Source organism: Comamonas odontotermitis (assembly GCF_040396735.1).
Taxonomy (GTDB): Bacteria; Pseudomonadota; Gammaproteobacteria; order Burkholderiales; family Burkholderiaceae_C; genus Comamonas; species Comamonas odontotermitis_C.
Genome location: NZ_JBEBNZ010000024.1, coordinates 20673 through 44568, shown reverse-complemented (window position 1 = coordinate 44568; position 23896 = coordinate 20673). Strand labels below are relative to the sequence as shown.

At 62.8% G+C, this 23896-nt stretch carries 20 protein-coding genes; 18 read left to right on the top strand and 2 right to left on the bottom strand.

Translation table 11 applies throughout. The features are described 5' to 3' along the window. The first annotated feature begins 21 nt into the window (after positions 1 to 21). The 9 genes from mlaD (at position 22) to hisD (ending at position 6541) form a co-directional block, all read left to right on the top strand. Positions 22 to 501: an outer membrane lipid asymmetry maintenance protein MlaD gene (gene mlaD, locus ACH2DG_RS17210; RefSeq protein WP_184707030.1), complete on the top strand. Its 480-nt coding sequence runs from the start codon at positions 22 to 24 to the stop codon at positions 499 to 501. A gap of 25 nt (positions 502 to 526) precedes the next feature. Next, the gene (locus tag ACH2DG_RS17205) at positions 527 to 1309 is read left to right on the top strand and encodes a VacJ family lipoprotein (protein ID WP_395025466.1); all 783 of its coding nucleotides are present in this window, start codon (positions 527 to 529) and stop codon (positions 1307 to 1309) included. 108 nt (positions 1310 to 1417) lie between these two features. Continuing rightward, the gene (locus ACH2DG_RS17200) at positions 1418 to 2065 is read left to right on the top strand and encodes a phospholipid-binding protein MlaC (protein WP_395025467.1); all 648 of its coding nucleotides are present in this window, start codon (positions 1418 to 1420) and stop codon (positions 2063 to 2065) included. A gap of 3 nt (positions 2066 to 2068) precedes the next feature. Continuing rightward, positions 2069 to 2347: a lipid asymmetry maintenance protein MlaB gene (locus ACH2DG_RS17195; protein WP_395025468.1), complete on the top strand. Its 279-nt coding sequence runs from the start codon at positions 2069 to 2071 to the stop codon at positions 2345 to 2347. Between the two features lie 90 nt (positions 2348 to 2437). Beyond that, positions 2438 to 3388, top strand: coding sequence for an ABC transporter ATP-binding protein (locus tag ACH2DG_RS17190; RefSeq protein ID WP_395025469.1), 951 nt, complete (start codon positions 2438 to 2440; stop codon positions 3386 to 3388). Further along, positions 3385 to 4140, top strand: a complete 756-nt coding sequence (locus tag ACH2DG_RS17185; RefSeq protein ID WP_224150211.1) for an ABC transporter permease — start codon at positions 3385 to 3387, stop codon at positions 4138 to 4140. Before ACH2DG_RS17190 ends, ACH2DG_RS17185 begins: the two co-directional genes overlap by 4 nt. A 1-nt stretch (position 4141) precedes the next feature. After that, a complete protein-coding gene (locus tag ACH2DG_RS17180) occupies positions 4142 to 4384 on the top strand; it encodes a BolA family protein (protein WP_395025471.1) in 243 nt (80 codons plus the stop codon). 99 nt (positions 4385 to 4483) lie between these two features. After that, positions 4484 to 5128, top strand: coding sequence for an ATP phosphoribosyltransferase (hisG, locus tag ACH2DG_RS17175; protein ID WP_184707169.1), 645 nt, complete (start codon positions 4484 to 4486; stop codon positions 5126 to 5128). A gap of 93 nt (positions 5129 to 5221) precedes the next feature. Then, the gene (gene hisD / locus ACH2DG_RS17170; RefSeq protein WP_395025473.1) at positions 5222 to 6541 is read left to right on the top strand and encodes a histidinol dehydrogenase; all 1320 of its coding nucleotides are present in this window, start codon (positions 5222 to 5224) and stop codon (positions 6539 to 6541) included. 64 nt (positions 6542 to 6605) lie between these two features. Here the strand turns inward: hisD and ACH2DG_RS17165 are convergent, their stop codons facing one another. Continuing rightward, entirely contained in the window at positions 6606 to 8129 is a 1524-nt protein-coding gene (locus tag ACH2DG_RS17165; RefSeq protein WP_395025474.1) for a glycosyltransferase family 39 protein, read from the bottom strand. A 110-nt stretch (positions 8130 to 8239) separates the two neighbouring features. Beyond that, positions 8240 to 9112, bottom strand: coding sequence for an NAD-dependent protein deacetylase (locus tag ACH2DG_RS17160; RefSeq protein ID WP_395025475.1), 873 nt, complete (start codon positions 9110 to 9112; stop codon positions 8240 to 8242). 121 nt (positions 9113 to 9233) lie between these two features. Between ACH2DG_RS17160 and ACH2DG_RS17155 the strand changes: the two genes are divergently transcribed. The 9 genes from ACH2DG_RS17155 to ACH2DG_RS17115 all read left to right on the top strand — a co-directional run bounded on the left by ACH2DG_RS17155 (position 9234) and on the right by ACH2DG_RS17115 (position 23827). Then, positions 9234 to 9518 (top strand): DUF6364 family protein, encoded by a 285-nt coding sequence (locus ACH2DG_RS17155; protein WP_395025476.1) that lies wholly within the window; start codon positions 9234 to 9236, stop codon positions 9516 to 9518. Continuing rightward, a complete protein-coding gene (locus ACH2DG_RS17150) occupies positions 9515 to 9955 on the top strand; it encodes a PIN domain-containing protein (protein WP_395025478.1) in 441 nt (146 codons plus the stop codon). Before ACH2DG_RS17155 ends, ACH2DG_RS17150 begins: the two co-directional genes overlap by 4 nt. A gap of 101 nt (positions 9956 to 10056) precedes the next feature. Then, positions 10057 to 11175, top strand: a complete 1119-nt coding sequence (gene hisC, locus ACH2DG_RS17145; protein ID WP_395025479.1) for a histidinol-phosphate transaminase — start codon at positions 10057 to 10059, stop codon at positions 11173 to 11175. Next, complete coding sequence (gene hisB, locus ACH2DG_RS17140; RefSeq protein ID WP_395025480.1) at positions 11172 to 11795, top strand: imidazoleglycerol-phosphate dehydratase HisB; 624 nt, start codon at positions 11172 to 11174, stop codon at positions 11793 to 11795. The genes hisC and hisB overlap by 4 nt, the downstream gene beginning before the upstream one ends. An 81-nt stretch (positions 11796 to 11876) precedes the next feature. Continuing rightward, positions 11877 to 12545: an imidazole glycerol phosphate synthase subunit HisH gene (gene hisH, locus ACH2DG_RS17135; RefSeq protein WP_395025481.1), complete on the top strand. Its 669-nt coding sequence runs from the start codon at positions 11877 to 11879 to the stop codon at positions 12543 to 12545. 47 nt (positions 12546 to 12592) lie between these two features. After that, on the top strand, positions 12593 to 13336 hold the full coding sequence (gene hisA, locus ACH2DG_RS17130) for a 1-(5-phosphoribosyl)-5-[(5-phosphoribosylamino)methylideneamino]imidazole-4-carboxamide isomerase (RefSeq protein ID WP_395025483.1): 744 nt from the start codon (positions 12593 to 12595) through the stop codon (positions 13334 to 13336). A 319-nt stretch (positions 13337 to 13655) separates the two neighbouring features. Then, the gene (galE, locus tag ACH2DG_RS17125; RefSeq protein WP_395025485.1) at positions 13656 to 14666 is read left to right on the top strand and encodes a UDP-glucose 4-epimerase GalE; all 1011 of its coding nucleotides are present in this window, start codon (positions 13656 to 13658) and stop codon (positions 14664 to 14666) included. Between the two features lie 241 nt (positions 14667 to 14907). Then, positions 14908 to 15708 carry an imidazole glycerol phosphate synthase subunit HisF gene (hisF, locus tag ACH2DG_RS17120; protein WP_395025487.1) on the top strand — a complete coding sequence of 267 codons (801 nt, stop codon included), beginning with the start codon at positions 14908 to 14910 and terminating at the stop codon, positions 15706 to 15708. An 805-nt stretch (positions 15709 to 16513) separates the two neighbouring features. Continuing rightward, the gene (locus ACH2DG_RS17115; RefSeq protein ID WP_395025488.1) at positions 16514 to 23827 is read left to right on the top strand and encodes a beta strand repeat-containing protein; all 7314 of its coding nucleotides are present in this window, start codon (positions 16514 to 16516) and stop codon (positions 23825 to 23827) included. Positions 23828 to 23896: the final 69 nt, after the last annotated feature.

Genomic DNA, 23896 nt, shown 5'->3' with positions numbered 1-23896 from the left:
TGACAAGAAACGGATTTGCATATGCAACCCTCTAAAACCGATTTTTGGGTCGGCCTGTTCGTGATGCTGGGAGCTGCCGCGCTGGTGTTTCTGGCGCTCAAGGCGGGCAACCTGCTGACCCTGGATTTCAGCAAGGGCTATGAGGTCACTGCCCGCTTCGATAACATTGGCGGCCTCAAGCCGCAGGCGGCGGTGCGCAGCGCTGGCGTCAAGGTGGGCAAGGTCAAGAACATTACGTTCAATGACAAGACCTTCCAGGCCGATGTGCACCTGGAGTTGAACAACGGCTATGCCTTTCCCAAGGACAGCTCGTTCAAGATCCTGACCAGCGGCCTGCTGGGCGACCAGTATGTGGGCGTCGAGCCAGGCTATGACGAGAAAACCCTTGCTGCCGGTGACACCATCACCAACACCCAGTCGGCCGTGGTGCTGGAAAATCTGATTGGCCAGTTCCTGTATGGCAAGGCTTCGGAAGGCGCGAGCGCCAAGCCGCAAGAATAATCCTAGATATAACAAGAGAACAACGATGACCAAGACGCAACCCCGATTTGGCGCGCGCCGCAGCTGGATGATGGCCGGGGCGCTGGGTGCCAGTGCCCTGATGGCCGGCTGTGCCACCGGCCCCAATGCCGACCCCCGCGACCCGCTGGAGCCCTACAACCGTGCGGTGTTCAAGTTCAATGACGCGCTGGACAACGCGGTGCTGGAGCCTGTGGCCACCGGCTACAAGGACATCACGCCCAAGCCCGTGCGCACGGCTGTGACCAATTTCTTTTCCAACTTGGGCGATCTGTGGTCTGTCGTCAACAACGCCTTGCAGCTCAAGGGCGAGGGCACCTACAACAGCGTGGTGCGTTTTACCACCAACACGGTGTTCGGTCTCGGCGGCCTGATCGACATCGCCTCGGACATGGACATCGAGCGCCGCAAGCAGGATTTTGGCCTGACCATGGCGCATTACGGCATGCCTGCTGGCGCCTATATTGTCTGGCCGCTGCTCGGCCCTTCGTCGGTGCGTGACTCGGTGGGCTTTGTCGTGGACTGGCAAGGCGATCCCGTTGGCTACGTCAACGACATAGGCGCGCGCAACTCCATCTATGCGTTGCGCGTAGTCAACACCCGCGCCAACCTGCTGGGCACCACCTCGCTGGTGGAGGCTGCAGCGCTCGACAAGTACAGCTTCACCCGCGACGCCTACCTGCAGCTGCGCCACCGTGCTGCAACGCCTGACGAGGTGGAGGACGAGACCCAGTGGATGAACGAATCCGCTGCCGAGCCCGCCCCGATGGGCAAGGTGTTCAAGAAGTAAGACATAAAGATTTACACCAGACACACGCCGGATTGAACTTCTCCGTCGGCGTTCGCGTCAAAAATGCAGTCATCTGCACTTGCAGAAGGCTGCTTGAAAGGAATGGACATGATGAATCGTCGCGCATGGGTGCAATACTCTGCCGCGTGGGCTGCAGTGGCATGCCTCGCGGGAGCGCCGCTGGCAGCGAGCGCTGCCGACATGGCTCCCGACGCCATGATCAAGCAACTGTCTGAACAGGTGCTGAACACCCTGAAGACCGACCAGAGCATCCGCGCAGGCGATGTGAGCAAGATCACCTCCTACGTCGACAGCGTGGTGATGCCCAATGTGGATTTCCGTCGCATGATGGCGTCTGCCGTCGGCCCCAAGTGGCGCACTGCCACGGCGGCCCAGCAGCAACAGCTGCAGGACGAGTTCAAGAAGCTGATGGTCAACACCTATGCGGGCGCCCTGCACCAGGTGAGCGACCAGACCATCAGCGTCAAGCCCGTGCGCATGCAGGAAGGCGACAAGGAAGTGGTGGTGCGCTCCGAGATCCTGGGCCGTGGCGATCCGATTCAGCTCGACTACCGCCTGGAGAAGACGCCTGGCCAAGGCATGGGCTGGAAGATCTACAACCTGAACGTGATGGGCATCTGGATGGTGGAGACCTACCGCAACCAGTTCCAGCAGGAGCTGAACAAGCCCGGTGGCAGTCCCCAGACGCTGATCGACTCCATCGTGGCCCGCAACAAGGCCAACGCAGGCAAGTAAGCCATGACCGCGCTGCGCCTGCCATCCACTCTCACCAACGCCCAGGCCACCGCCTGCCTGCAGCAATTGCAGGCGGGCTTGGCGCAGTTGCCAGCAGGCAGCGCAGCGGTGGTGGATGCCAGCGCGCTGGCGGTCTTCGATTCTGCGGCGCTAGCCGTATTGCTGGAATGCCGGCGCACGGCGCTGGCCGCAGGCCAGACTTTTCAGGTGGCGGGCCTGCCGGCGGCCGTTGCATCGCTGGCGCGCCTCTATGGCGTCGATGGCATGCTGCAGGTGGCATAACCCTGCTGCAGGCTACGCTTAAAGCACCCCTGTTGCATCTTTCTCCCCAGTTCAGCAGCCCGCGCGCGCTGCGCCTACAATGGCTGGCTCATGTCCGCCATCGCCTTCCAATCCGTCTCCAAGGTCTACCAGACTGCCAAGGGTTCTTTCCAGGCATTGAATAACGTCAACCTCGACATCGAGGAAGGCGAATTCTTTGGCCTGCTCGGCCCCAATGGTGCTGGCAAGACGACCATGATCAGCATTCTGGCGGGCCTGGCCCGCGCCAGCGGCGGCTCCGTCAAGGTGCTCGGCAGCGACGTGCGGGAGGACTATGCCAATGCGCGCCGCAAGCTGGGCATCGTGCCGCAGGAGCTGGTGTTCGATCCCTTCTTCAACGTGCGCGAGTCGCTGCGCATCCAGTCTGGCTACTTCGGGGTCAAAAACAACGATGCCTGGATTGACGAATTGCTGGAGAGCCTGGGCCTGGCCGACAAGGCCAACGCCAACATGCGCCAGCTCTCGGGCGGCATGAAGCGCCGCGTGCTGGTGGCGCAGGCGCTGGTGCACAAACCACCCATCATCGTGCTCGACGAGCCTACGGCAGGCGTGGACGTGGAATTGCGCCAGACGCTGTGGCAGTTTGTCAGCAAGCTCAACAAGCAGGGCCATACGGTGCTGCTCACCACCCATTACCTGGAGGAGGCCGAAGCCCTGTGCAACCGCATCGCAATGCTGCGCTCGGGCCATATCGTTGCGCTCTCCACCATGGCCGAGCTGCTGCAGGGCGGCTCGTCCAACGTGCTGCAGTTCAAGACCGATGCGCTGTTGCCTGCCGACCTGGCTGCGCAGGCCCGCATCACCGGCCGCATCGTACAGCTGCCCGCTGCCAGCGCGGTCGATGTGGAGCGCATTCTGGCGCAGTTGCGCAGCGTGGGCGTTCCCGTGGAAGATCTGGAGATCCGCCGCGCGGACCTGGAGGATGTGTTCTTGCAAGTGATGTCCCGCGATGCCGCATCCCCCCACGCCACTGCCCAGCTGGGCCAGGGGGTGGCGCGATGAACGGCTGGCAAACCCTGTTCTACAAAGAGGTGCTGCGCTTTTGGAAGGTGAGCTTCCAGACCATTGCGGCACCGGTGCTGACCGCCGTGCTGTACCTGTTGATCTTTGGCCATGTGCTGCAAGGCCGGGTGACGGTGTTCAACGACGTCAGCTACACCGCATTCCTGGTGCCCGGCCTCGTGATGATGAGCCTGCTGCAGAACGCATTTGCCAACAGCTCATCGAGCCTCGTGCAAAGCAAGATCATGGGCAGCCTGGTGTTCGTGCTGCTCACGCCGCTGTCGCACTGGGGCTGGTTCTTTGCCTTTGTGGGCGCGGCCGTGGTGCGCGGCCTGGCGGTGGGCGTGGGCGTGTACGTGGTCACCTTGTTCTTTGCGCCGCCCCATTTCGCGTCGCTGCCCTGGGCCCTGATGTTTGCGGTATTGGGCGCTGCGCTCATGGGCACTCTGGGCCTGATTGCCGGGCTGTGGGCCGACAAGTTCGACCAGATGGCTGCGTTCCAGAACTTCGTCATCGTGCCAATGACATTCCTCTCGGGCGTGTTCTATTCCATCCAGTCGCTGCCGCCGTTCTGGCAGAAGGTCAGCCACCTCAACCCGTTCTTCTACATGATCGACGGCTTCCGCTACGGCTTTTTCGGCCAGAGCGATACCTCGCCCTGGCTGAGCCTGGGCATTGTGGGCGTGGCATGGCTGTTGGTGAGCGCACTGGCCGTGCATCTGCTGCGCACCGGCTACAAAATCAGAAACTGAAATGACTGCTGACGAACTTCAAAACATCATTGCCGCGGGCCTCGCCTGCGACCATATCTCGCTGGAAGGCGATGGCCGCCACTGGTTTGCCACCATCGTCTCGCCCGCATTTGAAGGCAAGCGCCTGATTCAGCGGCACCAGTTGGTCTACGCCACGCTGGGCCAGAAAATGCACACCGACGAGGTGCATGCCCTGTCGATGAAGACCCTCACGCCCGCCGAGTGGGCGGCGCAATCGGTTTGATACTATTGTTTTGATAGCTGCTGGCGCGCATCCACCATGCGCTGATGGCTGGTTTCATTCAAAATCAGCAGCGAAAGTGCTTCCATGGACAAGAACACCATGATCACCCTGGCCCTCTCCAAGGGCCGCATCTTTGACGAAACCCTGCCACTGCTGGCCGCTGCCGGCATCGAGGTGCTGGAAGACCCGGAAAAGTCGCGCAAGCTGATTTTCCCCACCACCCAGCCCGATGTGCAGGTGGTGCTGGTGCGTGCCACCGATGTTCCCACCTATGTGCAGTATGGCGGCGCCGATGCCGGTGTGACCGGCAAGGACACCTTGCTGGAGCATGGCGGCAGCGGCTTGTTCCAGCCACTGGATCTGCAGATTGCCAAGTGCCGCGTGAGCGTGGCAGTGCGCAACGATTTTGACTATGAGCAGGCCGTCAAGCGTGGTGCCCGCCTGCGCGTGGCCACCAAGTACACCGAGATCGCGCGCGAGTTCTTTGCCAACAAGGGCGTACACGTCGACCTGATCAAGCTCTACGGCAGCATGGAGCTGGCGCCGCTCACAGGCCTGGCCGATGCCATTGTCGATCTGGTGAGCACCGGCAACACGCTCAAGGCCAACAACCTCAAGGAGGTCGAGCACATCATCGATATCAGCTCGCACCTGGTGGTCAACCAGGCCGCGCTCAAGCTCAAGCAGCAGCGCCTGCGCCATATCATTGATGTGTTTGCGGCAGGCATTGCCAAAAACAACTGATCCCTTTCTTGGCCACCCGGTCGATTGCCTTCCTCACGGGATCCTGATGGCCAAGACATGGAAAATGATGGACTTCACACCCTGGTAATCACTATGGAATTCGTAGCTGCTCCCGCCCGACTGTCAACTGCTAGTGCCACTTTTGAGCATGATTTTGCGCAGCGCCTGCATTGGTCGGCCGATACGGATGCAGCCATCGAGCAGCGCGTGGCAGACATCCTGGCCGATGTGCAAAAGCGCGGCGATGCGGCTGTGCTGGAGTACACCGCACGCTTCGATGGTCTGCAGGCCGAGGGCATGGCTGCGCTGGAGCTCAAACAGGACGAACTCAAGGCGGCCTTCGAGGGCCTGCCCTCCGAGCAGCGCGAGGCCCTGGAATCGGCCGCACGCCGCGTGCGCAGCTACCATGAGGCGCAGAAGAAGGCCAATGGCGAAAGCTGGAGCTACCGCGACGAAGACGGCACGCTGCTGGGCCAGAAGGTCACGCCGCTGGACCGCGTGGGCATCTACGTGCCGGGCGGCAAGGCGGCCTATCCCTCCAGCGTGCTGATGAACGCAATCCCCGCCCATGTGGCAGGTGTGCAGGACATCATCATGGTCGTGCCAACGCCCAAAGGCGAAAAGAATGCGCTGGTGCTGGCTGCCGCCTATGTGGCGGGTGTACACCGGGCCTTCACCATCGGCGGCGCGCAGGCCGTAGCGGCCCTGGCCTACGGCACGGCCACCATTCCCAAGGTGGACAAGATCACCGGCCCCGGCAACGCCTATGTGGCCAGCGCCAAGAAGCGCGTGTTCGGCATCGTGGGCATCGACATGATTGCCGGGCCCTCCGAGATTCTGGTGCTGGCCGACGGCACGACGCCCCCCGAGTGGGTGGCGATGGACCTGTTCAGCCAGGCCGAGCATGACGAGTTGGCGCAGTCCATTCTGCTGTGCCCCGATGCCGCCTACATCGAGGCCGTGCAGCGCGAAATTGACCGACTGCTGCCCGAGATGCCGCGCATGGCCATCATCGCCAAGAGCCTGACCGACCGTGGCGCGCTGATCCTGACGCGCGATATGGAAGAGGCCTGCGCCATCTCCAACCGCATTGCTCCTGAGCATCTGGAAGTCTCCAGCAGCGACCCGCACCGTTGGGAGCCATTGCTGCGCCATGCAGGCGCGATCTTCCTGGGCGCCTACACCAGCGAAAGCCTGGGCGACTACTGCGCTGGCCCCAACCACGTGCTGCCCACCAGCGGTACGGCGCGCTTTTCGTCACCCCTGGGTGTGTACGATTTCCAGAAGCGCTCCAGCCTCATCGAAGTGAGCGAAGCCGGTGCGCAGATTTTGGGCAAAACAGCTTCCGTGCTCGCCTATGGCGAAGGCCTGCAGGGCCATGCCCGCGCGGCGGAAATGCGGCTGAAGCGTTAAGGCTCTTGGCCCGTACGGTGTCCTGAACCACCCGGCACGCCAGCAGCTGTGCCGGGCGACTGGTTCAACGCCGCTCGCAGGCCGCAGGCACATATGCCCGCCATTGCACCACCAGCGGCTGCTGCTTTTGTGCGCGTGGCCAGGGAATGCTCCAGGTGCCTTCCTGCATCCGCATATCGGGGCGGCTGCCCAGGTCTTGCAGAACGGCCACCGGCGCTGGCTCTCCGTCCTCGGCGTCTTCCGGTCTCCATGCCCAGAGCGCGCCGTGGCGCTGCACGCGCTCGGCCGTCACCCACGGGGTAAAGCGCGGGTCGCCAAAAAGCAGTACCGATGGCTGGCTGGGCGTGTGGATGGCAATCAAGCCAGCGGTCCAGGCATCGCCGGCCACGGTGTTCAGCGGGCAGGTGGAGAGCTGGTTCCAGGTCTGGTTGGCCTGCTGGGCCAGGGCTGCGGCGGGCCAGTCGGAGCGCACGGGGCGCTTGCGCCAGTCGTGCACGTAGGCCAGGTACGAGCCTGAGAGCAGCGAAATCAGCACCAGCCATACGGTGATGCCGCGCAGCAGGTAGGGCCGCATGCTGGCAAGCCACGCCGTAGGCAGCAGACTGGCTACCAGCAAGCCGGTGAAGGGCCAGATGGGAACGCCCCACATGTCACGCAGGCGCACTCCGGCCAGCAGGCCCACCAGTACCAGCAGCAGGCCCGGGGCCAGAGCGATCAGCAGCAGGTAACGCGGCTGGCTGCTGTGGATGTGCCAGCCGGGTTGCACAGGTGGCAGCTGCTTGGTGAATCGGGTTCGCGCCCAGGCGAACAGCACCACCAGCAGGAGCGGCAGGTGGTTGAGCATCTGGGTCAGCAGAAAGGACAGGGCCCCCATCTGCGGCGAGGAGCCGACCTTGGCGGCGCGCCCCTGCGCATAGGCAAAAGGCAGCCAGTCGTTCTGCTGCAGCCAGAGAGCGTGCGGGGCAAAGACGAGCGCCATGGCCCCAATGGACAGCCACGGGCCGGGCTGGCGCAACACGCTGCGCGCCGGTGTCAGCACGGTGAAAAGCGCCAGGCATGCCAGCAGCAGGCCGATGGAATACTTGCACAGCAGCCCCACGCCCGCCAACAGGCCCAGGGCCAGCCACTGGCGCAGTTTTCCGTCTTGCCAGGCGGCCAGATAGAAGTAGCAGATGCCCGCCCAGAAAGGCATCTGCGCGATGTTGTGGTTGAACTCCAGCGCAGGCCGGGTGTAGAAGACCACGCCCATGGTCAACACCGTGCCGATCAGTGCGCGGTCGCGCGAGACGAGGCGGCAGGCCGTGAGCCACACCAGCCACAGCGTCAGGCCAACGCACAGCTGGCTCAGAATGAAGGGTCCAAAGCGGCCAAACGCCACCCAGAACACATGCAGCGCAATAGGGGGTAGCGGTGGGTGCTTGTAGGTACCCCATTGCCACTCCCGGCCCCAGCCCAGGCTCTCCACAACGTCCAGTGGAAAGCTGGGTGCAAGAAAGGGCGGTACGAGCGACCAGGCCAGCGCATAAATGGCTGCGATCCAGAAAAGGGCACGCGGCAGGGGTGTTGACGGCAGAGAGGCGCTGGTCATGAGAGGTTGAGCAAAATCAAATGGCGGATGAACGGGCGATGCAGGGGCACACTGTAAACGCTCCGGGCCGCACTGGTGGCCTGGATCGACAGCGGTTGCTGGCGGTGTGGCTACGGGCTGGGGTTGCCCGCAGGCGCTTTCAGCACGGCAGACAGCTGGGCCAGGGCCTCGTCACAGGGCGCGCGCAGTTTGAAATCCAGCTCGGCATCGGCTCGCGTGGCGCCCAGGTTGATGGCTGCCACTGGCAATCCCTGCTGCTTGGCCGCATGCACGAAGCGCAGGCCGGAATAGACCATGAGCGAGCTGCCGACCACCAGCAGGGCGCGGCTGGCACCGAGCTGCTCCATCGCATATTGCTTGCGGGCAAGCGGCACATTCTCGCCGTAAAACACCACATGGGGCTTCAGAATGCCGCCGCACACCGGGCACGCAGGTACCGAAAAGGCTGAAAAATCCACGCCGCTCAGGTCGGCATCGCCATCCGGTGCGGCAGGTGCATTGTGGTGGTGCCAATGCGGGTTGGCGGCCACCAGCGCATGTTGAAAAGCGGCACGTGGGCTGATGGTGCCGCAGCCCATGCAGATGACCTCGTCGAGGCGGCCGTGCAGATCCACCACATTGCGGCTGCCTGCCTGCTGGTGCAGGCCGTCAACATTCTGCGTGATGACGGCTTGCACCAAGCCTGCGTGCTCCAGCTGCGCGAGCGCCTGGTGTGCAAGATTGGGCCGCGCCTGTGAAAAAACGGGCCAGCCTGCCAGGCTGCGCGCCCAGTAGCGCTGGCGCGTGGTGGCATGTGCCATGAAGTCCTGGAAATTGACCGGGGCGGGGCGCTTCCATGCACCGTGCTCGTCGCGGTAGTCGGGAATTCCGCTGCCGGTGCTGATGCCGGCACCGGTGAGCACCGTCCAGGGGTGGTGGCGGGTCAGCACGGCGGTCAGATCCTGCAGCGTGCAGGAGGAGGGCGAGGAAGAGGTGATCGACATGGGTGGCACTAGAGATGGCCGCCATCATGGCATGGGCCGAAAGCCAGGGTGAATGGGTCGGCGGGGCTGTGTTTTGAAGCACGAATTTCGTGTGGCACGAAATTCGTGTAAACTTCGATCCATGAAGAATTTGACCATCACCGTGGACGACAGTGTGCTGGAGTGGGCGCGCGTAGAGGCGGCCCGCCGGGGTACCAGTGTTTCGCGCATGGTAGGCGACTTCATGGCCGAGATGAAGCAGCGCGAAGACACCTACGAGCGGGCCTATCTCGCCTGGCGTACCGACGAGCGCACCTGGCAGGGCGGCGTTGGCGCTGCTGAAAAGGAAGCGCGCAGTGCACAATTGGTGCGCGCTGGTGGCCAAAATGGCAAAAATAACCCCAGCGACAAGAAGGAGCAGGCATGAGCACGGTGTTTGTGGACACCTCGGTCCTGATCGCATCCGAAAACGTATCGGACGGCGCGCTGTACGAGGCCACCCTGGGCTGGCTCGACTGGCTCTGGCGCACACGCACGGGCCGCACCGGCAGCCAGGCCCTCACCGAGTTCTACGATCAGGTCACCACTGCCGCCAACCCCATGCCCCAGGGCGATGCCCGGGCTGCCATCCGCCGTTACCAGACCTGGACGCCATGGAAAACCGATGCCGCCACGCTGGAGACCGCATGGGCCGTGCAGGCCCGCCATGCCTTGGATTTTGGCGACTGTCTGGCTGTGGCCTGCGCCCAGCACAGCGGCTGCCGCCACATGCTGAGCCTGCACCTGCCCCATGGTGCAGAGTTTGGCGGCGTGACCGTGCTGCACCCGCTGCTGCAGTCCGCTCCCCAAGAAGAGAAGGCGTAAGAACGTGTTTACGATCTCCTCGTGCTGCGTAGAGATCGTAAACACGTTCTAAGCGCCGTCCCAATTGGTCAACCCGTGCCCTGTGTGAAAGACTCCACCCCATGACCGTTCCAGACACCCAGTCCAAAGCCCTGCAACGCATCCGCGCCGATGTGCGCGCCATGCAGGGCTACCATGTGCAGGCCTCGCAAGGCCTGCTGAAGATGGACACGATGGAGAACCCGTACCGCCTGCCTTCCGAGCTGCAAAAGCAGCTGGGCGAGCGGCTGGGAGCCCTCGAAATCAACCGCTACCCGGGCGAGCGCCAGGAAGTCCTGAAAAACATGCTGGCCAGCTATGCAGGCGCGCCGGCGGGCTCGGTCGTGCTGCTGGGCAATGGTTCGGACGAACTCATCACTCTGCTGGCGCTGGCTACTGCGCAGCCTGCCCAGGGCGGCCGCGCCACCATGCTCGCGCCGATGCCCGGCTTTGTCATGTACCCGCTGTCGGCCAAGCTGCAGGGGCTGGACTTCATCGGTGTCGATCTGACGGCCGATTTTGACCTGGACGTGCCCGCCATGCAGGCGGCGATAGCCACCCGCCAGCCTGCCATCACCTACCTCGCCTATCCCAACAACCCCACGGCCACGCTGTGGGATGAAGACAAGGTGCAGGCCGTCATCGATGCGGTAGCGCAGGTGGGAGGCCTGGTGGTGATGGACGAGGCCTACCAGCCCTTTGCCTGCCGCAGCTGGATCACCCGCATGCAGGCAGAGCCGCAGCGCAACGCGCATGTGCTTTTGATGCGCACGCTCTCCAAGTTTGGCCTTGCGGGCGCGCGCCTGGGCTACCTGATCGGGCCTGCGGCCATCGTCAATGAGCTGGACAAGGTGCGGCCGCCCTACAACGTGAGCGTGCTCAATTGCGAAGCTGCTATCTTTGCGCTGGAGCACGAAGCGCTCTACGCGGAGCAGGCCGCGGCCATCCGCGCTGAACGCCAGCCGCTGATCGACGCGCTGGTGGCCATTGCCGGTGTCGAGAAAGTCTGGCCGTCCGAGGCGAACATGGTGCTGCTGCGCGTGCGCGATGCAGGCCGGGTGCAGGCCGAGATGAAGGCGCGCGGTGTACTGGTGAAGAACGTCTCTGCCATGCACCCCCTGTTGAACAACTGCCTGCGCCTGACCGTGGGCACCCGCGAAGAAAACGCCCAGATGCTGGCGGCATTGAAAGAAAGCCTATGAGCAATATCATCCCCTCTGCAGCCCAACCACTGCCCCGCATCGCCGAGGTGCAGCGCAACACGGCGGAAACCCGCATCGCCGTGCGCGTCAACCTCGACGGCACCGGCAAGGCGCGCCTTCACTCCGGCATCGGGTTTCTCGACCACATGCTCGACCAGATCGCCCGCCACGGCCTGATCGATCTGGACATCGAATGCGCAGGCGACTTGCACATTGACGGGCATCACACAGTCGAAGACATCGGCATCACCCTGGGCCAGGCCTTTGCCAAGGCCGTGGGCGACAAGAAAGGCATCCGCCGCTACGGCCACGCCTATGTGCCGCTGGACGAAGCGCTCTCGCGCGTGGTGATCGACTTCTCGGGCCGCCCCGGCCTGCACATGGAAGTCAAGTTCACCGCAGGTAGCATCGGCCAGTTCGACACGCAGCTGGTGTATGAGTTCTTCCAGGGGTTTGTGAACCATGCGGGCGTTACCCTGCACATCGACAACCTCAAGGGGTTCAACGCCCACCACCAATGTGAAACCATCTTCAAGGCCTTTGCACGTGCGCTACGCTTTGCGCTGGAGCATGATGAGCGCATGGCGGGCGTCATCCCTTCCACCAAGGGTGCTCTCTAAATAAGAGCGTGTAGCAATTGCTGCATATAGTTTTTAATGTGAATTCATTCTGAAATCCCCTATCAAAAAGCGGTAGCTGCTATGAATTTGAAGGACAACACCGTGGCGGTGGTTGATTACGGCATGGGCAACCTGCGTTCGGTATCGCAGGCGGTGCAGGCCGCCGCAGCCGGCTCGGCGGTGCAGGTCGTGGTCACCTCGGACCCGGATGTGGTGCGCGCTGCCACCCGCATCGTGCTGCCCGGCCAGGGCGCCATCCGCGATTGCATGGCCGAACTCAGGGCCTCCGGCCTACAGGAGAGCGTGCTCGAAGCTGCGGCCACCAAACCGCTGTTTGGCGTGTGCGTGGGCATGCAGATGCTGCTCGACCACAGCGAAGAAGGTGATACCCCGGGCCTGGGCCTGATTGCCGGACAGGTGAGAAAATTTCAGCTGGCGGGCCGCTTGCAGGCAGACGGCAGCCGGTTCAAGGTGCCGCAGATGGGCTGGAACCAGGTGCGCCAGGCGACCCCGGCGGGCAAGCCGCATCCGGTCTGGCAAGGGGTGCCGGACGAATCGTATTTCTACTTCGTGCACAGCTTCTATGCCGAGCCCGCAGAGGCCAGCCAATGCCACGGCACGGCCGAGTATGGCGAGCGCTTTGCATGTGCGATTGGCCGCGATAATATTTTTGCGACACAATTCCACCCAGAAAAGAGTGCGGACCAGGGCCTGGCGCTGTACCGTAACTTCCTGCACTGGAATCCCTAAGTCTTTTTCTCAATCCTTTTTGTTTTCAACGTCAGCCAACCACCACCATGCTGCTCATTCCTGCCATTGATCTGAAGGACGGTCACTGCGTACGCCTGAAACAGGGCGATATGGATCAATCCACCACGTTCGGCGAAGACCCTGTCGAGGTTGCGCGCCGTTGGTTTGATGCGGGCGCGCGCCGCCTGCATCTGGTGGATTTGAATGGCGCATTTGCCGGTCAGCCCAAGAACCTGCATGTCATCAAGGCGATCCTCCAGGAGTTCGGCGATGAACTGCCGGTGCAATTGGGCGGCGGCATCCGCGACCTGGACACCATCGAGCGCTATATCGATGCCGGCATGCAGTACGTCATCATTGGCACCGCAGCCATCAAGAACCCCGGTTTTCTGCAGGATGCCTGCACTGCATTTGCCGGTCACATCATCGTGGGCCTCGATGCCAAGGACGGTATGGTGGCCACTGATGGCTGGAGCAAGATCACCAACCACTCGGTCATCGAAACGGCCAAGCGCTTCGAGGACTGGGGTGTGGAGTCGATCATCTATACGGACATCGGCCGCGATGGCATGTTGACTGGCATCAATGTAGATGCCACGGTCAAGCTGGCACAGGCCATCCGCATTCCGGTGATCGCATCGGGCGGCCTGTCGGGCATGGCCGATATCGAGGCGCTCTGCGCGGTCGAATCCGAAGGCGTGGAAGGCGTGATCTGTGGCCGCGCCATCTACACCGGCGACCTCGATTTCGAAGCGGCGCAGAGCCGCGCCGATGAGTTGAGCGAAGGCTGAAGCCAGCTGCTCCGCTTGCCAAGCCGCACGCTGTGCGGCTTTTTCTATTGCAACAAACCGTTGGCGTGTGTGTCAGGGGGCTGTCTGAAAAATGCCAGCCGCAGCGGTGGAAAGGCGATGCTGGCGCGTTGTCGTACTGGCGAATCCTGGTTGAACATTGATAAATGTCAACAAATGCCAGTTGTTACCGCGTGGCACATATGATATGGGCCAAATTCGCCGCAATTTCCCGGCGTATCGGACAATAGGCCTCGCGCGAAATGTCAGAATCCATAGCAGATGCTGGACACGCATTCCGCAGACTGTTAGAAAGCACCCCGTGATACTCGTGACTGGCGGAGCCGGCTATATCGGCTCTCACCTCTGTGTTGCCCTCGCAGAAGCAGGGCTGCCTTTTTTGATCCTGGATAACTTCAGCAATGCGCGCCGCTCGGTGTTGCAGCGGCTGGAGAAGATCTTGGGTTTCGCGCCTCCGTGTATCGATGCTGACGTGCGCGACACCGCCATGCTTGAGCAGTTGTTTGACGAGCAGCATTTCGATGCGGTGATCCACAACGCCTTTCTCACATCATCAGCGGACGCCGCGCGCGAGCCGCTGCGTTATTACGACAACAATGTCTCTGGCACCGTGGGCCTGTTGCGTGCGATGCAGACCGCTGGCATCCGCAATCTGATTGTCTCGTCGTCGGCCATCGTCTATGGCGACACGCCTGCCATGCCGGTGCGCGAGGATGCGCAGGTCTGCGCGAGCACGCCCTATGGGCAGACGGCCCTGATGGTTGAGCAGGTGCTCTCCAGCCTGGATGAGGCCTCCCCCAAGCGCTGGCGCATGGCGTTGCTGCGCAGCTTCAATGCCGTGGGTTGCCACGAAAGCGGCCTGATCGCCGAAGACCCGCCACGCATGTCCACCCATGTGGCGCCTTACCTGGCCCAGGTGGCAGCGGGCAAGCGCGACTGCCTGCGCATCTTCGGCAACGACTATGCCACCCCGGACGGCTCGCCGGTGCGCGACTACCTGCACGTGACCGATCTGGCGCGTGCCTATGTCGCCACCTTGCACTATCTGCGGGGCCACGCGGGACTGCTCAAGCTCAATATCGGGTCGGGCCAGCCGACATCGGTGCTCGGGCTGGTGCGCGCGTTCGAACATGCCAATGGCCGCGCCGTGCCTTTCCGTGTCGGGCCGCGCCGCAATGGCGATGCGGCCCACTGCTGGGCTGATATCAGCCAGGCGCGTGCGCTGCTGGGCTGGCAGCCGCAGCTGGGGCTCGATCGCATGATGGAAGACGTCTGGCGCTGGCAGATCGGCATGGGCCGCAGTGTGCATTGATCCTGTGGGTCCCTTCCGGAAAACCGCCGCAGAAATCGCTGATTTCGCGGCGGTTTTTCATTGTCAGACCTTGGCAGAGGGTTCCTGCAGCTTTGTGTGGGTGCCCTGTGGCTGCGGTGACGCACAGGTGAAGAGGGCAGGGGCTTTTCACCGGCGAATGGCTACCGCCAAGGCCTGGCGTGGTATGGTTTTGCCCTGTAGAAAATTCGCCTGCCTTCTTCCATCTTTCACGAGAGTCTCCATGCTTGCCAAACGCATCATCCCCTGCCTGGACGTCACGGGCGGCCGTGTCGTCAAAGGTGTCAATTTTGTCGAACTGCGTGATGCTGGCGACCCGGTGGAAATCGCGGCGCGCTACAACGCGCAGGGTGCGGACGAGCTGACTTTCCTGGACATCACCGCCACCAGCGATGGGCGTGACCTGATCCTGCCCATCATCGAGGCCGTGGCCAGCCAGGTGTTCATCCCTCTGACCGTCGGCGGCGGCGTGCGTACGGTCGAAGACGTGCGCCGACTGCTCAATGCCGGTGCGGACAAGACCAGCTTCAACTCGGCAGCCATTGCCAATCCGGAAGTCATCAACGCCGCCAGCGACAAGTACGGTGCGCAATGCATCGTGGTGGCCATTGATGCCAAGCGCCGCAGCGCGCAGGACGAGCAACGCATCGGTGCCAATGGCCAGCCCGTAGGCGCAGGGTGGGATGTGTACAGCCATGGCGGCCGCCAGAACACAGGCATGGATGCCGTGCGATGGGCCTCTGAAATGGCCACCCGTGGGGCCGGGGAGATTCTGCTGACCAGCATGGACCGCGATGGCACCAAGAGCGGCTTTGACCTGCAACTGACGCGCGCCGTGGCTGATGCCGTTGGCGTGCCCGTGATCGCATCGGGTGGTGTTGGCAATCTGGAGCACCTGGCCGATGGCGTCACTGTGGGGGGGGCGGACGCGGTGCTGGCCGCCAGCATCTTCCATTACGGCGAATACACCGTGGGGCAGGCCAAGGCACTGATGGCGCAGCGGGGCATTCCTGTGCGGCAGTAGACACTTCCTGGCCTTGCGGGCCAGACGCGCTAAAAAAGAGCTGCCAACGCCTGGCTTCAGGGCGCTGGCAGCTCTTTTTTTGTCGTCTCATTTTTGATCTCCACCCTGCTGCTGGGTCTCTTTGCGCTTCGGCATGTCAGCAGGGAAGACGCCTTTGTCATTATTTTTAAAATATATCTAACCAGTTTTTTTGTAAATTCTGACCAATGCTGCCTGCGTGCAGGAGTGTGCTGTGACCCAAGCACACGCCGGATTTCCGGCCCTTTTCATAGGGAGAAAAGCTTTTGCATAGAATTATTAACAATTCGATTAAAACTTATAAGTTGATTTATTTGTACAATAGTTACAAATATTAATAAACAATAGCAGATCTTAGATCTATTTGATATTTAAGAGCCTGTATCAGCACGCAAAGCGGCGGAGGGTGGGGTGTCGAGGATATGTCCTCGCACTCCCACACTCCGCCGCTTTGCATTTGCTGGTGCGCTTTGTTGGATGAAGAGCAATGATGACCATGAAAAAAACGCATCGGAACCCGGCACCCACCCAGGCACAGTCTTCCTTGGTCTCAGATGCCCTCAGAACGACGCATGTCTCGCGCTGGCGTCTCGGGGTGATGGGGGGAGTTCTGGCCATGGCTGCGGCCGTTACAGCACCGGCGCAGGCGCAGGTTCAGCGTATTTTTCTCAACCCGAGTTTTGAGACACCGACACTTCCGAATGGCTGTTACAGGCTGATCCCCAGTGACAATGTCCCGGGCTGGGAAACGACCCATCCAGCCGGCGCCACCAGTGGCACCTGCAGCATGACTGGCCTGTTGACGACAGGCGGGCTGATCGAGATGTGGAGCACAGGCTTCAGCTCCGTCAATGCAAGAGATGGCCGGAATTTTGTGGAGTTGAATGCCAACCAGGCTTCCCGCCTCTACCAGAGAATATGCCTGGTCCAAGGTGAGACGGTGGGCTGGCAGTTCAGCCACCGGGGGCGTTCGAGCACCACAACCAGAGATGTCGCCGAGGTCAAGATCGGTGCCGCCACGGCGGTGGCACGGGTGGGGACAACATCGAATGGCAGTATGGATACTCCTCAGGCCATACTGGGGTCAATCAATACGCCACCGAGCCCGAATGGTGGCTGGCGGGACTACAGCGGCTCCTTTCCCTACACCGGAGCGACTGGCGGCACCAACTTTGGATTTGAGTCCATCAGCTCTGCGGGTGGAGACAATTCGGTGGGCAATTTTCTGGACAACGTCCAGTTGAACCTGACTCCGTTTGTCGATTTCTCCAAGACCAGCTATTCCACCCTGGAAGGTGACGGGGCCGCCCAGCTGGGAACTGACCGACCCACCTTTCGGGTGAATGGCGTGGTTCCTGCGGGAGGCATGACCGTCACCGTCAAGATTACCGGCGGAAGTGCGGTGCGAGGTACCGATTACTACACGAACACCAGCAACGGTACCAGCGATACCTTGACGATCGTTGTGCCAGCCGGCATCTACGACGGCATATCGTCTGCCAGCATGTTCCAGCTGCCGATCTACATCGCCGGCAATACCGTGGCGGAGTCCAACAGGACCATCGGCATGGCAATTCAGCCAGCAGCCCAGTATGCGCGCAGCTCCAATGACGTGTGCGGCCAGGATGCCGCGCCTGCGGTCTACACCATTGTGGATGACGATGGCCCCTTGAACGTGACCAAGACTGTGGCATCGGCTCCTGTACCGGTGTCTGGCAAACCCGATCAGTTCGATATTGGCTACACCGTCGTGGTAACGAATGACGCGGTGAGCTCCAGAAACTACACGCTGACCGACACGCCGGGCTTTGATGGCGATGTGACCATCAACAGCCTGCAGTCCCTGACTTGTGTTCGTTCTGGAGGGAACAATGCCAATTGCGGTGGCAATGGCCCGACCTTGCCTGTCAACAGCGCAGGCCCATGGGCATTGAGGGGATCCCATGTCCTCGCGAGCGGGGAGACCGAAACTTATTCGATGGTTGTGCGCTTCACGATCAAGCCGGGCAAGGTGGGGGCTGACATTTGTGACGGCACCGCCGGCAAGGGCTTGTTCAACAGTGTCACGGCCAATGTCACAGGCTCGGGTGCGGGCAGCAGCAGCGCCGCTGCCTGCCAGAACACGCCCACCCCGGTGTGGGTTACGCTCAACAAGAGCCTGACGGGCCGTATCGCGTCAACCGATCAGTTCCAGATCCGCATGTCTTCCGGAGGCATTCCGGCATCCAGCGCAACCACGACTGGCACTACCGTACCCGCCACTGCAACCACTGGCCTGCAGGTGCTCCAGGCAGGCAAGACGCTGCAGTTCTTTGAGGCCCTCAAGGCCAATGGCACGGGTGCAGACCAGTTGCCCAGCGCGTACACATCCAGCATCAGTTGCACGGGCTCCACGGCAGCAGCGCCCAGCGGCCCGGGAACCGCGCAGGGCACGCAATTGCAATGGCCCGAGTTCAACCCCGTAGCCGGTGACAACATCGTCTGCACCATCACCAACGCCCCCATCACCTATAACGTCACGGCCACGGTCAACCCGGTGGGCGGGGGCGTTGTCAATGGCGGCAGCGCCAGTTGCACGCCATCACCGGTAGCGAGCGGCGTCTCCAGCACCTGCCAGGTCACCACCATCACACCGGGTTGGAGCTTCACAGGCTGGACGGGCGCCGCCTGCAGTCAGGGCCAGAACACAAACAACTGCACCTTGACGCCCACGAACGCCGACATGGCCGTGGTGGCCAATTTCTCGCCACTGCCGGGTACCTTGACGGTCAGCAAGACTGTGTCTGGTGGCCCCAGCCCGCTTCCCGCGCTGAGCTTCCCTTTCACCGTGAATTGCACAGGGGGCTCGGCTCCATTCAGTACCAGCAGCAGTGTGTCCGCCGGTAGTTCGGCGCAGGTGACCGGCATTCCCGCAGGCTCCACCTGCAGCGTGACCGAAGGCAGCAAGCCTGCCGTGCCTGGCTATACCTGGGGGGCAGAGCAAATCACGAACCCTTCGGGGGCCATGGCTCCCGGTGGCGCATTGGCGGCAGGCATTGCCAATTCTCTCAGTGCCAATCCAGGCACCTTGACGGTGAGCAAGACCGTGACAGGCGGCCCCAGCCCGCTGCCTGCCCTGAGCTTTCCTTTCAGCGTGAGTTGCACCGGTGGTGCAGCACCCGCTGGCGGCTTCTCCGCGAGCGGTAGTGTGTCTGTAGGGTCCTCGGCATCGGTTGGCAATATCCCAGCCGGCTCCAGCTGCACGGTGACTGAAGGGGCCAAGCCGCCGGTAGCCAATTACACCTGGGGAACAGAGCAGATCACGAATCCTGGTGGCCCCATGGCAGCGGGCGGCACGCTGGCAGCTACGATCGCCAACTCCCTGACACGCGATCAGGTGAGCGTCACCATCAACAAGACGGTGACGGGCGCGCCAGCCACTGGTGCGCCAGGCAACTATGGTTTCTCGCTGGTCTGCGATACCGGCACCTACACCGGCGCGGTGGGCATTGCGGCCAATGGCGTCTCCGGCAGCACCACGGTGCAGGTGCCGAAAGGAGCCACATGTTCCGCCCTGAATGAAACCGGCAAGGCCACACCGCCTGCGAACTACAGCTGGGCTGCGGAAAGCACGACCCCGCCAGCGGGCGCCATCGCCACTGGTGCCGTGGGCAGCATCGTCAACCCGCTCAAGACCAATGCCAAGGTCACCCTGCAAAAGACGGGTCCACGTGTCGTACTGACCGGTGAGCAGTTCAACTACACATTGACGCTGACCAACACTGGCGAGCTGCCGACGGGACCGGTCCTGACCGTGCAGGATCTGCTGCCTGAAGGCATGGAGTTCGTGTCGGCCCAGGGCGACATCTGTACTGGCGCTGCCAGCGACAAACAGACCTTGCTGACCTGCGCCGTGCCTGGCCCCTTGACCGAGGCCGGCGGCGCCACGCCTTCGGCAACCTTCACCGTGACGGTCAAGGCACCGGCCACGGCGGGGGCCTTGACCAACTACGCAGCAACCCACCCCAGCGGCAGCGGCAATCCGCCAAGCCCGCCAGGCGCCGCCTGCGATGCGACAACGACCAGCTGCGCCAACTGGTCCACCGATGTGAACACGCCAGCGGCGCTGACGGTGGAGAAGTCTGCACCTGCGATCAATGCCGCCGCAGGTCTTAACCAGTACACGGCAAGCTACCAGCTGACGGTGAGGAACACGGGCGGCTCGGAGGGCAGCTACACGCTCTCTGACACCCCTGGCTTTGCCGGCAGTGCCACCTTGACCAGCATCAATGCCCAGCCAGCTGGCGGCGGTGTGCTGGGAGGCAGTGCCTTTCCGCGCAGCAACCCAGCCAACGGAGCCGAGCAGCAGATTGGCGCATCCAGCCTGCCCATCGCAGCCGGTGCAACGCACACCTATACGGTCACCATTGATTACACGATGGTGGGGGGCACGGCGTTGGCCTGCAACGGCAGTGCCGGCAATGGCGCCTTCAATACCGCCAGCATTACGGGTACAACGGCTGCAAGTGCCAATGCCTGCGGCGACCTGACAGGGCAGGCCACAGCTGGAATCACGCTCAAGAAGGCATGGAGTAACGGCAAGAGCGGTGATGCGGTGAGCCTGGCCATCACTGGCTCCGGCGTGACCGGTGCGGTGGGCGGCAGCTCGGCCGTGGGCGGCGCAGTGGTGGATGCCACGGCGACGGCCATCGTGGGTAGCACCGTGGCGATTGCAGAAGGCTGGACGGCAGGCAACAGTGCCAACTATGACGTGGCCTACAGCTGCGACAACGGCATTGGCGCTGTCACCAGCTTTGCCATGCCCAATGCGGCAGTCACCTGCACGGTCACCAACACGCGCAAGAGCGCGCAGCTCAAGCTGGCCAAGCAGTGGATCAACGGCACCAGCGGTGAGACGGTCAACATCACGGCGGCCTACAACGGCACCACGGCCTCCATCATCTCGACCGCCACGGACTCGGACAAGACCGATACCGGCACCAACGCGGCTACCGTGTATGCGGGCGACGTGCTGACGCTGCCCGAAGAAGTGTTCTCCAATCCTGACAACGCAGCAAAGTACACCAAGACGGTGTCGTGCAGTGCTGGCAGCCTGGCGGGCAAGGATCTGACGGTGCCAGCCGGTGCGCCTGAGTTGCTGTGTACCTACAAGAACAGCGGCTTGCCGCAGGTCTCGGCCACCAAGGTGGCAGAGCCTGCTGCGCTGATCAAGGGAGCGTCGGGCCAGAAATACGTGATCACCGTGACGGTGGCCGGTGCGCCGACCACAGACGTGATCACGATTGCCGATGCACTGCCCAGCGGCATCAAGCTGTCGGGTGCGCCGACGGTAGAGGCGGGCACGGGAGCGAGCGTGCCCAAGCTGGAAGCCTGCGGTGCAGCGGGAGACACCAGCCTGGGAGCGAACTGCGTACTCAGTGGCACTACAAGCGTGGCTCTGAGCCTGGGCACCTACATCATCACGATCCCCATCGACACGAGTGATGCCACCGTGGGGACGACAGCGGGCACCAACACAGCGCACCTGAGCGGCGGAGGCGACCCAGCCTGCAAACTCGATGGCAACCCGCTGGCCTGCAACCCCAGCACGGAGGATGTACCGGTGAATACGCCAGCTGCGCTGACGGTGGAGAAGTCTGCACCTGCGATCAATGCCGCCGCAGGTCTTAACCAGTACACGGCAAGCTACCAGCTGACGGTGAGGAACACGGGCGGCTCGGAGGGCAGCTACACGCTCTCTGACACCCCTGGCTTTGCCGGCAGTGCCACCTTGACCAGCATCAATGCCCAGCCAGCTGGCGGCGGTGTGCTGGGAGGCAGTGCCTTTCCGCGCAGCAACCCAGCCAACGGAGCCGAGCAGCAGATTGGCGCATCCAGCCTGCCCATCGCAGCCGGTGCAACGCACACCTATACGGTCACCATTGATTACACGATGGTGGGGGGCACGGCGTTGGCCTGCAACGGCAGTGCCGGCAATGGCGCCTTCAATACCGCCAGCATTACGGGTACAACGGCTGCAAGTGCCAATGCCTGCGGCGACCTGACAGGGCAGGCCACAGCTGGAATCACGCTCAAGAAGGCATGGAGTAACGGCAAGAGCGGTGATGCGGTGAGCCTGGCCATCACTGGCTCCGGCGTGACCGGTGCGGTGGGCGGCAGCTCGGCCGTGGGCGGCGCAGTGGTGGATGCCACGGCGACGGCCATCGTGGGTAGCACCGTGGCGATTGCAGAAGGCTGGACGGCAGGCAACAGTGCCAACTATGACGTGGCCTACAGCTGCGACAACGGCATTGGCGCTGTCACCAGCTTTGCCATGCCCAATGCGGCAGTCACCTGCACGGTCACCAACACGCGCAAGAGCGCGCAGCTCAAGCTGGCCAAGCAGTGGATCAACGGCACCAGCGGTGAGACGGTCAACATCACGGCGGCCTACAACGGCACCACGGCCTCCATCATCTCGACCGCCACGGACTCGGACAAGACCGATACCGGCACCAACGCGGCTACCGTGTATGCGGGCGACGTGCTGACGCTGCCCGAAGAAGTGTTCTCCAATCCTGACAACGCAGCAAAGTACACCAAGACGGTGTCGTGCAGTGCTGGCAGCCTGGCGGGCAAGGATCTGACGGTGCCAGCCGGTGCGCCTGAGTTGCTGTGTACCTACAAGAACAGCGGCTTGCCGCAGGTCTCGGCCACCAAGGTGGCAGAGCCTGCTGCGCTGATCAAGGGAGCGTCGGGCCAGAAATACGTGATCACCGTGACGGTGGCCGGTGCGCCGACCACAGACGTGATCACGATTGCCGATGCACTGCCCAGCGGCATCAAGCTGTCGGGTGCGCCGACGGTAGAGGCGGGCACGGGAGCGAGCGTGCCCAAGCTGGAAGCCTGCGGTGCAGCGGGAGACACCAGCCTGGGAGCGAACTGCGTACTCAGTGGCACTACAAGCGTGGCTCTGAGCCTGGGCACCTACATCATCACGATCCCCATCGACACGAGTGATGCCACCGTGGGGACGACAGCGGGCACCAACACAGCGCACCTGAGCGGCGGAGGCGACCCAGCCTGCAAACTCGATGGCAACCCGCTGGCCTGCAACCCCAGCACGGAGGATGTACCGGTGAACATGCCAGCGGCGCTCCTCGTGAGCAAGACCAATGGCGTGAACCAGCTGACGGCGGGCACCCAGACCACGTACACGGTGACCATCACCAATACCGGCGGCACGGTGGCAAACGGGGTGGAGTGGCGCGACGCGGTGGTCAGCGGCCTGTCGGGCATCACCAGCATTGCCCCGGGGGCTGCTTCGGCCGGGTCTGATCTTGGCACCTGCGCAGGCCTGGCTTGCACGGGTATCACGGTGGCGGCCAATGGTGGCTCAGTCAGTTACACCGTGACTGGCACCGTCGGGGCAGCAGCACCTGGGGCGCGGGCCGTGAACACGGCCAACGTGGTGGGCGGCGGCTGCGTAGCCGGTGTTGGCACTGAGCCCAGCACGCCAGCGAGCTGTACCGCCACTGACAGCGATCCGATCGAGCCGGTGCCGCCGGTGGTCGTCGACCCGCCTTTCATCACCAAGGCTGCCGCACTGGGCAGTGACGGACATGTGAAGTGGAGCATCGTGCTGGACAATCCCAATCCTGCGGCGATGGTGGTGCAGATGCGTGACCCGATGCCCGATGGCATGACGTTTGTCAGCGGCAGCGTGAGCTGCGCGGCCAATGGCGCCTCCACGGTAGTGGCGCCGCCTGCGGGCTGCTACTACGATCAGGCCAACAACCGCCTTGTCGTGGATGCCACGCTGGCACCGGACAACGGAACTGCCACAGGTGCAAACCGGGTCGAGGTGGTGTTTGAGGCGCAGTTCGTGGCCACTCCCGCCCCTGTCACCAATACGGCGCAGGCCTGTTGGGACACGCAGAATGATCCGGCAGGCATCAATGCCTGTACGGCGAGCCTTTCGGCTGCCGCCACCTACACGCCGGGCCCGAAACCGCCCGCAGTGCCTGCGCCCGTGCCGGTGGATTCGCGCACGATGCTGTTGCTGCTGGCCGTACTGCTGATGCTGGCTGCAGGCTGGCAGAGCAGGAGCGGCAGGCGATAGGGCGCGATAGGCGTTGAACTGACGGTGGAAGGCTGGCGTGCGGAGCGCCAGCCTTTTTTATTTCTTTTC

Bases quoted from the DNA above. Each gene is read 5' to 3' on its own strand.
- hisH (WP_395025481.1), top strand. From the start codon at position 11,877: ATGAATTTGAAGGACAACACCGTGGCGGTGGTTGATTACGGCATGGGC.
- hisG (WP_184707169.1), top strand. From the start codon at position 4,484: ATGATCACCCTGGCCCTCTCCAAGGGCCGCATCTTTGACGAAACCCTG.
- hisF (WP_395025487.1), top strand. From the start codon at position 14,908: ATGCTTGCCAAACGCATCATCCCCTGCCTGGACGTCACGGGCGGCCGT.
- ACH2DG_RS17205 (WP_395025466.1), top strand. From the start codon at position 527: ATGACCAAGACGCAACCCCGATTTGGCGCGCGCCGCAGCTGGATGATG.
- ACH2DG_RS17200 (WP_395025467.1), top strand. From the start codon at position 1,418: ATGATGAATCGTCGCGCATGGGTGCAATACTCTGCCGCGTGGGCTGCA.
- ACH2DG_RS17115 (WP_395025488.1), top strand. From the start codon at position 16,514: ATGACTGGCCTGTTGACGACAGGCGGGCTGATCGAGATGTGGAGCACA.
- hisA (WP_395025483.1), top strand. From the start codon at position 12,593: ATGCTGCTCATTCCTGCCATTGATCTGAAGGACGGTCACTGCGTACGC.
- ACH2DG_RS17185 (WP_224150211.1), top strand. From the start codon at position 3,385: ATGAACGGCTGGCAAACCCTGTTCTACAAAGAGGTGCTGCGCTTTTGG.
- hisD (WP_395025473.1), top strand. From the start codon at position 5,222: ATGGAATTCGTAGCTGCTCCCGCCCGACTGTCAACTGCTAGTGCCACT.
- ACH2DG_RS17165 (WP_395025474.1), bottom strand. From the start codon at position 8,129: ATGACCAGCGCCTCTCTGCCGTCAACACCCCTGCCGCGTGCCCTTTTC.
- ACH2DG_RS17155 (WP_395025476.1), top strand. From the start codon at position 9,234: ATGAAGAATTTGACCATCACCGTGGACGACAGTGTGCTGGAGTGGGCG.
- ACH2DG_RS17180 (WP_395025471.1), top strand. From the start codon at position 4,142: ATGACTGCTGACGAACTTCAAAACATCATTGCCGCGGGCCTCGCCTGC.
- ACH2DG_RS17150 (WP_395025478.1), top strand. From the start codon at position 9,515: ATGAGCACGGTGTTTGTGGACACCTCGGTCCTGATCGCATCCGAAAAC.
- hisB (WP_395025480.1), top strand. From the start codon at position 11,172: ATGAGCAATATCATCCCCTCTGCAGCCCAACCACTGCCCCGCATCGCC.
- ACH2DG_RS17160 (WP_395025475.1), bottom strand. From the start codon at position 9,112: ATGTCGATCACCTCTTCCTCGCCCTCCTCCTGCACGCTGCAGGATCTG.
- ACH2DG_RS17190 (WP_395025469.1), top strand. From the start codon at position 2,438: ATGTCCGCCATCGCCTTCCAATCCGTCTCCAAGGTCTACCAGACTGCC.
- ACH2DG_RS17195 (WP_395025468.1), top strand. From the start codon at position 2,069: ATGACCGCGCTGCGCCTGCCATCCACTCTCACCAACGCCCAGGCCACC.
- hisC (WP_395025479.1), top strand. From the start codon at position 10,057: ATGACCGTTCCAGACACCCAGTCCAAAGCCCTGCAACGCATCCGCGCC.
- mlaD (WP_184707030.1), top strand. From the start codon at position 22: ATGCAACCCTCTAAAACCGATTTTTGGGTCGGCCTGTTCGTGATGCTG.